12 protein-coding genes are annotated in these 12,800 nt (G+C 39.5%); 9 read left to right on the top strand and 3 right to left on the bottom strand.

Annotated features, from left to right (window positions below):
• Positions 1-94 precede the first annotated feature (94 nt).
• From RTL21_RS22075 to mgrA, 3 genes are all read left to right on the top strand, one after another.
• Entirely contained in the window at positions 95-319 is a 225-nt protein-coding gene (locus tag RTL21_RS22075) for a hypothetical protein (protein WP_312099184.1), read from the top strand.
• A complete protein-coding gene (locus RTL21_RS22080; RefSeq protein ID WP_312099185.1) occupies positions 301-627 on the top strand; it encodes a hypothetical protein in 327 nt (108 codons plus the stop codon). The genes RTL21_RS22075 and RTL21_RS22080 overlap by 19 nt, the downstream gene beginning before the upstream one ends.
• Before the next feature lie 72 nt (positions 628-699).
• Positions 700-1,692, top strand: a complete 993-nt coding sequence (gene mgrA / locus RTL21_RS22085; protein ID WP_312099202.1) for an L-glyceraldehyde 3-phosphate reductase — start codon at positions 700-702, stop codon at positions 1,690-1,692.
• Between the two features lie 47 nt (positions 1,693-1,739).
• On the opposite strand, the gene RTL21_RS22090 is transcribed toward mgrA, so the two are convergent.
• Together RTL21_RS22090 and RTL21_RS22095 are read right to left on the bottom strand one after the other, a co-directional pair.
• Positions 1,740-2,933: an AGE family epimerase/isomerase gene (locus RTL21_RS22090; protein ID WP_312099187.1), complete on the bottom strand. Its 1,194-nt coding sequence runs from the start codon at positions 2,931-2,933 to the stop codon at positions 1,740-1,742.
• A 27-nt stretch (positions 2,934-2,960) separates the two neighbouring features.
• Positions 2,961-4,310 carry an MATE family efflux transporter gene (locus tag RTL21_RS22095; protein WP_312099188.1) on the bottom strand — a complete coding sequence of 450 codons (1,350 nt, stop codon included), beginning with the start codon at positions 4,308-4,310 and terminating at the stop codon, positions 2,961-2,963.
• A 148-nt stretch (positions 4,311-4,458) separates the two neighbouring features.
• Between RTL21_RS22095 and RTL21_RS22100 the strand changes: the two genes are divergently transcribed.
• The 4 genes from RTL21_RS22100 (at position 4,459) to RTL21_RS22115 (ending at position 9,396) form a co-directional block, all read left to right on the top strand.
• The gene (locus tag RTL21_RS22100) at positions 4,459-5,403 is read left to right on the top strand and encodes a glycoside hydrolase family 113 (RefSeq protein WP_312099190.1); all 945 of its coding nucleotides are present in this window, start codon (positions 4,459-4,461) and stop codon (positions 5,401-5,403) included.
• 583 nt (positions 5,404-5,986) lie between these two features.
• On the top strand, positions 5,987-7,303 hold the full coding sequence (locus RTL21_RS22105) for an ABC transporter substrate-binding protein (RefSeq protein ID WP_312099192.1): 1,317 nt from the start codon (positions 5,987-5,989) through the stop codon (positions 7,301-7,303).
• A gap of 331 nt (positions 7,304-7,634) precedes the next feature.
• Positions 7,635-8,519 carry a carbohydrate ABC transporter permease gene (locus tag RTL21_RS22110; protein ID WP_312099194.1) on the top strand — a complete coding sequence of 295 codons (885 nt, stop codon included), beginning with the start codon at positions 7,635-7,637 and terminating at the stop codon, positions 8,517-8,519.
• A 1-nt stretch (position 8,520) separates the two neighbouring features.
• Positions 8,521-9,396 (top strand): carbohydrate ABC transporter permease, encoded by an 876-nt coding sequence (locus tag RTL21_RS22115; protein ID WP_396954490.1) that lies wholly within the window; start codon positions 8,521-8,523, stop codon positions 9,394-9,396.
• Positions 9,397-9,449: 53 nt separating this feature from the next.
• Here RTL21_RS22115 and RTL21_RS22120 read toward each other — a convergent pair whose 3' ends face one another.
• A complete protein-coding gene (locus RTL21_RS22120; protein WP_312099195.1) occupies positions 9,450-10,034 on the bottom strand; it encodes a hypothetical protein in 585 nt (194 codons plus the stop codon).
• 426 nt (positions 10,035-10,460) lie between these two features.
• Between RTL21_RS22120 and RTL21_RS22125 the strand changes: the two genes are divergently transcribed.
• Together RTL21_RS22125 and RTL21_RS22130 are read left to right on the top strand one after the other, a co-directional pair.
• Positions 10,461-11,369 carry a glycoside hydrolase domain-containing protein gene (locus tag RTL21_RS22125; RefSeq protein WP_312099197.1) on the top strand — a complete coding sequence of 303 codons (909 nt, stop codon included), beginning with the start codon at positions 10,461-10,463 and terminating at the stop codon, positions 11,367-11,369.
• A 73-nt stretch (positions 11,370-11,442) separates the two neighbouring features.
• Positions 11,443-12,435, top strand: a complete 993-nt coding sequence (locus RTL21_RS22130; protein WP_312099198.1) for a Gfo/Idh/MocA family protein — start codon at positions 11,443-11,445, stop codon at positions 12,433-12,435.
• Positions 12,436-12,800: the final 365 nt, after the last annotated feature.

The following is a 12,800-nucleotide window of genomic DNA, read 5'->3' on the forward strand; positions in this document are numbered from 1 at the left end:
TCGCAAGTAAAGGTGGGGAACCTGCAAGTAAGGTGGAGAGTCGCAAGAAAAAGTGCCGAACTGGCAAGTAAAGTGCGAGAAGTCGCAAGTAAGAGTGGAGAACCTGCAAGTAAGATGTGAGAACTCGCAAGTAAGAGTGGAGAACCTGCAAGTAAGATGCGAGAAGTCGCAAGTAAGAGTGGAGAACCTGCAAGTAAGATGGAGAGTCGCAAGAAAAAGTGCCGAACTCGCAAGTAATGTGCGAGAAGTCGCAAGTAAAGGTGGGGAACCTGCAAGTAAGGTGGAGAGTCGCAAGAAAAAGTGGAGAACCTGCAAGTAAGATGCGAAAAGTCGCAAGTAAGAGTGCCGAACCTGCAAGTAAGATGCGAGAAGGCGCAAGTAAAGGTGCCGAACCTGCAAGTAAGGTGGAGAGTCGCAGGAAAAAGTGCCGAACAGGCAAGTAAAAGCGTAAATCCCGCAAGAAAAGTGGATAAACCTGCAAGTAAACTAGCAAACTCACAAGTAAACTTGCAATTTCCACAAATAAAGCTACGTAGTCGCAAAAATAAGCAGCAAACTCTCAACTTAATTTGCAAATTTACGGATATGCTTCGACCGACCACCAAGCTTGCATCAAGCAATCTATAAAACTGTCTATCCACTAGATTATTTTTTTCACAAAGAAGTAGTTGAAAGAAAATAGGATGAAAAGAGGGATTGATTATGTATATTGCGAATGAAAATAGATATGAAAAGATGATGTATAACCGTGTTGGGAAAAGTGGGCTGAAATTATCGGCGTTATCTTTGGGGCTATGGCATAATTTTGGGGATGTTGATTTATTTGAGAATGGTCGTGCTCTTGTGAGGAGAGCGTTTGATTTAGGGATCACTCATTTTGACTTGGCGAATAATTATGGGCCGCCTGCTGGTAGTGCGGAAGAGAATTTTGCGAAAATCTTGGAAAGGGACATGAAGCCGTATCGGGATGAGCTTATCATTTCCACGAAAGCGGGTTATGGGATGTGGGCTGGTCCTTATGGAGATGGAGGCTCGAAAAAGTATTTAGTAGCTAGTCTCGATCAAAGCTTAAAGCGGATGGGGCTTGATTATGTAGATATTTATTATCATCATCGTCCAGATGCAGACACGCCACTAGAAGAAACTGCGGAAGCGTTAGATTTATTGGTGCGTCAAGGGAAGGCTCTATATGTTGGGGTTTCTAACTATTCTCCAGAGCAAACGAGGGAAATTGCAGAGATTTTTGAAGCGAAAAAAACGCCATTCATCATTCACCAGCCTTCCTATAGCATGTTTAATCGCTGGATTGAAGATGGCTTGAAGGATGTATTAGTTGAAAAACAGCTTGGGGCAATTGCTTTCAGTCCCCTTGCTCAAGGTTTATTGACAGACAGATATCTAAATGGCATTCCGGAAGATTCGCGTGCAAACCGAGAAACGGGGTTATGGCTACATAAAGAAAATGTGGACCAAACACTTGATAAGGTGAAAGCATTAAACGGTATTGCGAAAGAACGTGGGCAAACACTTGCGGAAATGGCTGTTGCCTGGATTTTACGCGATGGCATCATAACAAGCGTTCTAATCGGCGCAAGTAAAGTGAGTCAAATTGAAGACAATGTGAAAGCGTTAGACAATATTCACTTTAGCGAAGAAGAGCTAGCAGCTATAGACAGCGTTTTAAAAGCATAAGCAGAGCAAAACCACTGCCAAATCAGCAGTGGTTTTTGCTTTCCCTGTTAATTTTCTAAACGCTTGATCATTTCTAAGCACATTCTCGCATTATGGTATGGGCATTTCCAGGAATCCACGATGTTCTCTGGCGTGTGGTATTTAGAATCACGCAGGGAGGAAATAACTTCGCCGGCTGCATCAATGCGAGAGTACCATTCGCCCCCTTCGCGCTTATCCAGAATAGACTCTTGAATATATTTCCAAACATCCTCGCTATACATTAAATAGTTTGGGATATTCGTTAATTCAAAGGCATTATGAAAGCCAATTACCGCTTCGGCCTGTCCCCACCAAACTCTTGTTGGGTGAATGACGTCGTTCGCTTTGCAATCCATCAGCGCTCCATCTTCAGCAATTCCTTCTCTAGCGACCTCAAGTGCCATCAGCTTATTTATTTCCACTACTTCGGGACGATCGAGCTTTGTTACTTCCAATGCTTCGGTTAACAGCCAGCTCGTTTCAATATCATGACCAAAGGAAAACGTATCCTTGAGACTATTCCAATTTTGATCAAAGGCAGCTTGGCAATAATGCTTTTCATGATTAAAAATATGTGTATGGAACAGGGTTAATAGATTATCAATTTTACGTAATAGCTTTTCGTCTGGCCAAATTTGATAGAGTGTAGTATAAGCCTCGATAATATGCAAATGGCTATTGGTTGTAAAAGCAGCCTCTGCGCCTTCATTTAATAAAACATTTTCTTTCTTTGTCCAATCAGCATGAAATTCTTCTAAATATCCGTTTGAGGCTTCAGAATAGCAAATGTCTTCGATGAGATGAAATAATTTTTTCGCTAATGCTAATACTTCCTCATCTTTAGATACCTTATAGTATTCGCTTAAGGCATATAGGGCGAAGCTTTGTGCATAGACGTGCTTTGATGAGATAACGGGATGTCCCTTGTAATCAACGAGCCAATAAATGCCGCCATGCTCCTGATCCCAAAGCTTATTTTTCAAAAATTCATAGGCATGGTGTGCTGCTTCTAAATAGGCTAGGTCTGGTTTATATCGGTATGCAGCGGAAAAAGTCCATAAGTTTCTAGCTCCTAAAACGCCACCTTTATGGGCTTCGGGATGAAGCTTCAAATTGTAATCGACTACACCGTAGAAACCGCCATTCTCCTTATCAACTAAATTTAACCAAAATGGCAAAATGCGATTCTCCAACTCTTCGATAAACTCCACTTTTTTCATCATAACTCCTCCTTAATTATTCCTTTTTTACCCTTCGACAATATTCCGAATCCATTTCTTTGTATAAGTCCTTTTTATACCCAAGAAGGCACGAATAAAATCATGTGAGTTAGCGAGTGCGTAGACAGCAAACAACGGAAGCTGGAAGTAAACGCCTAATGCTGCAAGAGGAAGACCTACAAGCCAAACGCCAATCGTATCCAACCACATCACATATTTTGTATCCCCGCCAGCACGAAGGATGCCTACATTGTTGATATAGTTTAGGTTTTTTGCAATCGAATAAGGAATATATACAAACATAATGCCATAAACAAGCTGTTCTACTTCTGGTGTAAGCTGATAAAGGGATAATACATGTGGCAGCGCAATTAGAATGAGAATCCCTATGACGACAGAGGTGCCAGTTGTAATCCGGATAAAATTCTTCGCGTACTGAAAAGCGCCTTTCTTATCATTTGCGCCGAGCTGGTTGCCGATCATGACAGCTGATGCATCACTTATTCCTGTAAATACACAGGTGAAAATAAAAATAATTGGATCGATCATGGAAATAGCGGCTGTTTGATTCGTCCCCATCGTCGCATACAGCCAGAAAAAGAGCGTATCCCCAAGCGTCCAGGTACCATGGTTAATAATCGATGGCATCGTAATCTTAAAGTACTGCTTGCTTAAGCTACTTCGGAAAACATCAAGGTTCTTTTTAATAATTGAAAAAGAAATAAACTCTTTTTTTACGAGAAGCATGAACAAAAGAGCCGTTTGGATGATACGAGCGATTAAGGTTGCAATCGCAGCTCCCTCTACGCCAAGTGCAGGAGCCCCGAAATTTCCGTAAATAAGCATATAGTTTAATAGCGTATTAATTAATAGCGCAATAACGCTATAGTACGTCGGTTTACGGACCTCACCAGTTGTTTTTAAAGCGATTACAAATATCATGGATAACGCGGTAAAAACATAGGAGTAGCCAAGAATTTGCAGAAATTCACTTCCCAATTGTTTAACGGTCATTTCCGAAGAAAAGAAGCCCAGAATTGGATAAGAGAAAAGCTGTGTCAAAAGCGTAAAGAAAAGGGAAAAAACTGCGGTGAGCACGCTTACAAAAATAATCGAGCGACTAATACCGTTTTTATTTCTGGCCCCCCAATATTGTGCACAGAAAATCGTTGCCCCACTAGCAAAACCTTGCAGCAAGATCGTTGGAATTTGCGTGAATTTATTGGCAATCCCAACAGCGGCAATACTATCTACCCCTAGTCTGCCTACCATAATCGAATCGATAATATTGAGACCCGATGTAATCAGAAGCTGAATAGTAATAGGAATGGTGAAATACAGCATTTTCCTATAATATTCTTTCTTGGTATCTTCCATTCTGTCACTTTCTTTCTATTAAATTGTCTATTTTTTCTCCCGTTTTGTTCTTTACTTATCGGAAGTCGAAATATATAATTAATTTACAACAAAAGTATAGACAATTCAACATAAAACTTTATATTTTATATCAACGGAGGGTATCTCAATGGAATTCATTAAAGGGTTTAGCTTTGGATTTATGAACAAAAGAGGAGAATGGCAAGACGCAAGAACAAAAGAATCATTGCAGTTGGTAAAAGAAAGATGTGCGGTTGAACATATTGTCCTTACAGTTGTTGCAGAGCAAGACACTCCACAATCAATCACCATCAATTGGAAGGATCACCCGAATGTAGTCAGTGATGAAGAAACGGTGGAATTAATTGAATGCGCTAACAAAATGGGGTTGAAGGTCATTTTAAAGCCAATGGTCAATGTTTCTGACGGTACGTGGCGTGCCCATATTAATTTTTTCGATACCGATGTACCATGTGAACCGAAATGGTCGGAGTGGTTTGCCTCCTATAATGCATACATTCTTCACTATGCAAAAATAGCAGAAGAGATGAAGTGCCCAATGTTTGTGATTGGCTGCGAGTTAGTAAATGCAGACAGAAGAGAAGCAGAATGGCGCCATTTGATTAAAGAAGTCCGCAAAGTGTATAGCGGCTTAATCACCTACAATTGTGATAAATACCAAGAGGACGTGTTAAAATGGTGGGATGCAGTCGATGTGATTTCCTCTAGCGGCTATTATCCGATCGATGCATGGGAAACACAATTAGATCGCATCGAAAAAGTAGTTGAAAAACACCAAAAACCATTCTTTTTCTGTGAAGCAGGATGTCCAAGCTGGATAGGCGGAGACTTACTTCCAAATGATTGGACAAAAAGAGGCGAATTTAGCGAAGAAGTTCAAAAAAGATGGTATGAGGCCATGTTCCAAGCAACAAGTAAACGAAGCTGGGTCCAAGGCTTTGCCTTATGGGATTGGAAAGCCCATCTCTATCCAATCGAACAAGCAGACAGTGATCAAGATTACGCTGTTTATGGGAAAGCTGCGGAGAAGGTGATAAAGGATTATTATCTTTCTGTTGGTGGGAAAAGGTGATGCTCTAAGCCCAATTGGAAGAAAAAATGATTGTGAAGGTAACAGAGAGCCCGTGTCTAAGCCCAATTGGAAGAAAAAATGATTGTGAAGGTAACAGAGAGCCCGTGTCTAAGCCCAATTGGAAGAAAAAATGATTGCGAAGGTAACAGAGAAGCATTGTCTAAACCCGTCTAGAAGAAAAACCGATCGCGAAGGTAACAGAGAGCCCATCCCAAAGCCCGTCTACACAAAAAAGCAAAGCAAAGGTAAAAAAAAGCCAGCCACAAAGCCCATTTTGCTAAAGCAGCAATCCAAAGGCTAACAGAAAAAAGCACCAAAAAGGCAAACTAATGCAATCACCAAGCTTTTCAACAAAGACATCTCAAAAAGCCAAATTAACGTATCAAATAAGCAACCAAATCAACAAAAATGTATGCGCTTACCAACGACGAAAACAGTGGGAAAATAATTGTCCTTACTTTTATAATAAAAGCCTATACAAATGAAAAAGTTCGTGATAGAATATGTTTGTAAGCGCTTAATGAAACAGTTTTCACACAAGATTTACTCTTTATATGACCTAATTATTTGGAGGGAAAATAGAATGGGGATCAAAAAAGGTAACAAACTATTTCGTTTTGGCCTAATTGCTAGTGCAGCTGCGTTAATGCTAGGGGCTTGTAGTAGCGATTCAGAGAAGCAAGGAGAAAAAGGGGCAGACGGTAAAGAGACAATTACTTTTATTAACCATAAAACAGACTGGTCTGGGAATGGGAAATGGGATGAGTACATTGCACAATTCAATGAAAAGCATCCTGACATTGAAGTAAAAGTAGAGACTATTACTGATTATGCTGGCCAAATGCAAATTCGCATGAACTCTAAAGATTACGGCGATGTGTTAATGGTTCCAACAACTATTAAGCCAGAAGATAACGCAAACTTCTTTGAGCCACTTGGCGATCAAAAAGAACTAGAAGAAAAATACTTGCTATTATCAGACCGTGCATATGATGGTGTATCATATGGTAGTCCAATTGCTGTAAATACAACAGGTGTACTTGTTAATATGAAAGTATTTAACGATGCTGGCATTACAGAATTCCCTAGAACGCCAGAAGATTTCCTAGCAGCATTAGGAAAAATTAAAGAATCAAATTCGGATATAACTCCATTATATACTAACTATGCTTCTAACTGGGCAATGTCTAACTGGGATTTCGTACGTGAATCTGCAGCAGGCGATCCAAACTTCACAAATGAGCTAACAACAGATAAAACGCCATTTGATGCTGGAAAGCCAATGAATACTATTTATAAATTACTTTATGATTCAGTAAAAGAAGGCTATACAGAAGCAGACCCAACAACAACAGATTGGGAACAATCTAAGCAAGACCTTGCTGATGGCAAAGTGGCAGCGATGGTATTAGGAAGCTGGGCAATTGAACAGGTACAAGCTTTAGCAGCAAATCCAGAAGATATCCAATTTGCAGCATTCCCAACGTCAAATGATGGAAAACAATATACTGCAATTGGTGGAGATTACAATATCGGTATTAACGTAAACAGCAAGCATAAAGAAGCAGCACGCACTTTCTTAGATTGGTTTTTAGAAGAGTCTAACTACGCTGCTGACACTGGCGGTATTTCTCCAAAAGTTGGAGCAGAATTACCAGCTGCACTTAAATCAATGGAAACAGCTGGAGTAGAATTCTTCCAAGCAACACCTGCACCTGCTGGAAAAGAATCATTATTTGCTGATATCAACAATAGCTCTGAAATTGGTTTAGGTACAACAGATGCAACAAAACAGCGAATTGTGGATGCTGCAAAAGGCAACACAAAAGAATCCTTTGAAGACATCATGAAAGATCTTAACGAAAAATGGGGCAATGCAATCGAAGAGGTTGGCCAATAAGCTTTATTAAGACCAACTGTTTTCAAACATCAACCTCATGGGAAAATGAAAACAGCTAGAACACAGTTTTTAAAATAGAGGGTTATCTTAAAAGAGTCAATCTCTTAAGGTAACCTTCGTCTTATAATTTTTGTAAAAATCAGTTTTCTTCAGAAGGGACACAGCAACGAATACCATCCATATTTTTCAGGCATTATCCATTCATTTATACAATGCTGAAATAAAAGAGAGTTCCAGATAGGTAGTTCCATATTTTGCACCAGCGCCGATGGAGGTGAATGAAGTTTTCCATAAATAGGCGTTAGTGAAAGAATAAAGAGGTGTAGGCAAGATGAATAAACTTAAATTGGGGTACGATGGGCAAAGAAGATTAATCATTGTATTGTTCTCCGCACTGCCAGTATTTTTGCTTTTGTTATTTTCATATTATCCTTTATTTAAAATGGTACAGTATAGCTTTACAAACTGGAATGGAATAAGCCCAACGAGTGAAAATGTTGGCTGGGATAACTATATTCGAATTTTTACCACTCCTGAATATTTCTCTGTTTTTAAAGTAAGTTTATATTATTTCTTTGCAACATTTGTGCAATTAGGAATCGCTTTATATTTTGCAACCGTTTTAACCTTTAAAGTGAAATTTGCGAATCTTTGGAAAGGGATTCTTTTCTTCCCATACTTATTGAATGGGGTAGCGATCGGTTTTATTTTCTTATACTTCTACAAAGGTGGAGGTACGCTAGATACAGTTCTTTCTTTCTTGGGATTAGAGGATCAAATCCGTTTATGGTTAGGAGATCGCTCTATTAATAACGTTTCGATGGCATTTACTTCTATCTGGCGTTATATGGGCTTTAACTTTATTATCTTTCTTGGTGCAATTCAGTCTATTGATTCAGAAATTTATGAAGCTGCAGAGATTGATGGAGCAAATCGCTGGCAGCAATTCAGATATATTATCATGCCAAGCATTAAACAAATTATTTTTCTAAACATTATTCTTGGTATCAGCGGATCGCTAAGCGTATTTGAAATTCCGTACATTATGACAGGCGGATCAAATGGCACGAAGACATTCGTTATCCAGACAATCGATACGGCCTTTAAGTTTAGCAAAGTCGGATTAGCTTCTGCGATGGCATTAGTATTACTAGTTATTGTTATTGTTGTAACATTGCTGCAGCAATACTTAACGAGAGAGAAAGGAGCGAAATAACATGAAAGCACAAGCAGGATTGGAGAGAAAAGACAGTGGTTTAACGTCTGCAATGATAATAAAGAATATCCTCGGATTCGTCATCAAATATGGAAGTTTATTACTCGGAGCAGCCGTTGCCCTTATCCCTGTGTTAGTTGTGATCATTGGCTCCTTTAAAACGAAGCAGGAATTTTTGACAACAGGTGTGTTAGAAATGCCGAAGAATTTTACCTTCAGCAATTATGTAACAGCGTTCATTGATGGTCAAATGCTTACTGGTTTTAAAAATACGATTCTCATCTTTATTGCATCGATTATTGGGAAGCTTCTTTTAGGAACGATGATTGCCTATGTACTTGATCGATTTGATTTTAAAATGAAGAAGGCTATACTAGCACTATTCCTTCTTGCTACTTTAATTCCTGGTATTACAACACAGGTAGCGACCTTCCAAATCATTAACGGAATGGGATTATTTAATACGATTTGGTCTGTTATTGTTCTAAACCTAGGAACAGATGTAATTGCTGTTTATATCTTCCTACAGTATTTGAAAAACATTCCTGTTTCATTAGACGAAGCAGCTATTTTGGAAGGAGCATCCTATTTTACGATCTATCGTAAAATCATTCTTCCATTATTAAAAGCACCGATGATTACGATTCTAATCATCAGTGGTGTAGGAATCTACAACGATTTTTACAATCCATTTCTTTACATGCCATCACCAGACTTGAAGGTAATCTCAACAGCTTTATTTGCCTTCAAAGGTCCGTACGGCACAGATTGGCCAGTTATCCTTGCAGGGGTTATCATTGTAATCCTGCCAATTTTAATTGTGTTCCTAACATTACAGAAGCACATTTACAACGGCGTTTCTGGTTCGGTTAAATAAGAATGAACTAAAAAAGGGGATAGCACTCAACTAGGGTGCTATCCCCTTTTACTTTATTTCGGCCGAGGCACGATATATTTTGTCAGAAAAATCGTCAACGGTGGAGCAAAGAAGAGGAACACTAGCAAATTGATGCGCACGAGAAAACTAATGGCAATTAAGGTTGCAAGAATAATCATGCTGTTAAAAAAACGGCGAATACATGTATCAAAAGCAAGCGCATAAATCCATTTTTTCTCCCCATTGCCTTTCGGCGGATCCGCTAGAAAATAAATACAGTAAATATAATAAATCCATGCAAAAAAAGTAAAGAAAACAAGTGGAAACTGAAAAAAGCCAAGCAGCGGATTAACCGCGACTAAAGAATAGTAAACAGAAATCAGACTAATAACGGTTAGGAAAAAGACAACAAAGGAAAGCAATTTATTGTCCTTATGCTTTTGGTACGCCTCTTCAAAGGAAATGCGAATGCTATATTCGACTTCATTATGTATGCTCTCAATGCTATGAATCAAGCCAATACCGGCAGGAACTAAACCATACACAAAGCCACCGCGAAAAAGATACATCCAAAAATAAAAGCCAGCAGTCGTATACTGAGCCACTCTGTTGATGAAAAGTATAATCTTATTATTCAATATGTTCACCCTTTTAATGTCTATATGTTAGTTATACATGCAAACAGAGAGAGAATCAATAGGAAAAGGAAGGCATTCATCCCTCCTTTTTAAAAATGGAAAGTATTCTTTTTCAGCCGATTGACGATATACTCAGCCTGCAAAATCATGAATAGGCAAAACAGAGGAATAGCGAGCAATACAAGTTTACGGTGCCAATGTAAATTACGGTGGAGTAAATAGGAAGAAAATAAATTTGTCAGCAGAAAATTAATCAAAATAAATCACCCTTTTTTTCTTAGTTTGATAAGAAAGGAGCATTATTATTCAAGTGTTTCCAAGCAAAGAATAACTTCTTGGCAGCGCCAATATAGATAGGATAAAATAAAAAAATTTGGTCCGTTTGCTTGCTTTTTTTCTATATAAAAGAAAAAAGGAGTGGTTCCTATGATATTAGGATTTGATTGTGCTACGAAATTAACGGAGAAAATGGCGAAGGATTTAAAGGGGGCAGGCTTTGAATATGCCGCACGATATTTAGGAGAGAGTTGGAAGTCGTTTGATAAGAAAGAGGCAGAAATCATTCAAAGAGCAGGAATTAAGCTAATTAGTATTTTTCAAAAAAGTGCCAATAAACTTTCGTATTTTACCGAAAAGCAAGGAATAGCGGATGGAAAGGACGCGGAAAAGTGGGCGAAGGCTGTTGGGCAGCCTGAAGGAACTGCCATCTATTTTGCCGTCGATTGTGATATGACAGGAAAGACAATGGAGAATATCCAAACCTATTTTTTAGCTGTGAAAAAACAGTTGCCGTCTTATAAGGTAGGGATATACGGTTCTTATGCGGTGATGTATGCCATGAGGAATTATGCCGATTATTTTTGGCAAACCTATGCATGGTCTCGCGGGGAAGTGGCGCCATTTATTCATATGTATCAACACGAAAACAACATCTTTATCGAAGGTGTAAATATCGATCGGAATCGGATTATGCAAAGTCCAGGACATTGGGGAGTGGAAGCAATAAAGATTAGCAAGTACACCGTTCAACAAGAAACAGGTGCTTTTATGACAGCGGCAGATGCCAAAGCTGGCAAGAATCAAAAAGGAACCGTTAAGCCAGGATCCTATTCTATTTTTAATACCTCCCAAGGAATGATAAATGTCACGAAAGCAGAAGGAAAACCTGGATCTTGGATTAATCCCCACCAAGAAACAATCCATATCGTATCGAGTGGCGATACCTTATCGAAAATCGCGAAAACGTATGATACAACCATTCAAGCGATCCAAGCGAAGAATCCGCAGATTAAAAATATTGATCTTATTTATACGGGGCAAGTAATAAAGATTTGACTAGACAATTTTTTGTTTAATAAAGGGTTTTCATTCCGAGACAGCGAATGAATAAGGGAGGTGAATACAAAAGATGAAATTATTTGAAAAGGAAGTTAGATGGGGAATAATTGGCTGTGGAGATGTAACAGAGGTCAAGAGTGGACCTGGCTTTCAACTAGCGGAAAAATCCAAGCTAGTGGCGGTAATGAGACGAAATGGAGAATTAGCAAAGGATTATGCAATGCGCCATCACGTTCCAAAATGGTATGATGATGCCGCCGCTCTCATTAACGATCCGGAAGTAGATGCTGTCTACATTGCTACCCCACCAGCATTTCATAAAGAATACACGCTTCTTGCCGCAAAAGCAGGGAAACCAGTGTATGTAGAAAAACCGATGGCAAGGAATTATCAAGAATGCCTTGAGATGATGGAAGCATGCAAACAAGCAGAAGTGCCTTTATTTGTAGCATATTATCGACGAGCACTTCCTCGTTTTTTGAAAATAAAAGAAATCATCAACAGCGGCGTACTAGGGGAGATTCGATTTGTGCGGACGATTCAATATCAGCCTGCTCTTAATGATGAGCAACAGTGGAGAGTGCAGCCCGAGCTTGCAGGTGGTGGACTTTTCCTCGATTTAGCTAGTCATACATTGGATATTCTTGATTTCCTGTTTGGTCCCATTAAAGAAGCAAAAGGATTCGCATCCAATCAAAATGGCAGCTATCAAGCAGAAGATATCGTGACCGGCACCTACCTATTTGAGTCAGGCATTCACGGAATAGGCACTTGGTGTTTCAGCGCTCACGATCATATCGACGAAAACGAAATCGTCGGAAGCAAAGGCAAACTCACCTTTGCCACCTTTGGAAACGGACCGATAACGTTAACTACCGGTGGGGAAGCGGAAGAGTGGATAATCGAAAATCCCCGGCATATCCAGCAACATTTAATTCAATTGATGGTGGATGAGTTAACTGGAAAAGGTACTAGTCCAAGCACCGGAATAAGTGGAGCAAGGACGAACTGGGTAATGGATCAGTTGATTAAGGAGTATTATGGAGGAGAAGCATCTCGTTGAGAGGTGTTTCTTTTTTTGGGGAGGGACTGTTTATAAGTAGAATGATGAAAGCCCTTTGTGTGAAAAAGTAAGGTGGAAGTGGCGTTCATTAGGGGGATGAAAACCACATTGGGTGAAAAGCAAGGTGGAAGTGGCGTTCATCCAACGAATGAAAACCACATTGGGTGAAAAGCAAGGTGGAAGTGGCGTTCATCAGAGGGATGAACACCACATTGAGTAAAAAGCAAGGAGGAAATGGTGTTCATCAGAGGGATGAAAACTACATTGAGTAAAAAGCAAGGAGGAAATGGCGTTCATCAGGGGGATGAACACCACATTGGGTGAAAAGCAAGGAGGAAGTGGCGTTCATCCAACGAATGAAAACC

Origin of the sequence: Niallia sp. (assembly GCF_031978665.1) — a bacterium.
GTDB lineage: Bacteria > Bacillota > Bacilli > Bacillales > Cytobacillaceae > Niallia.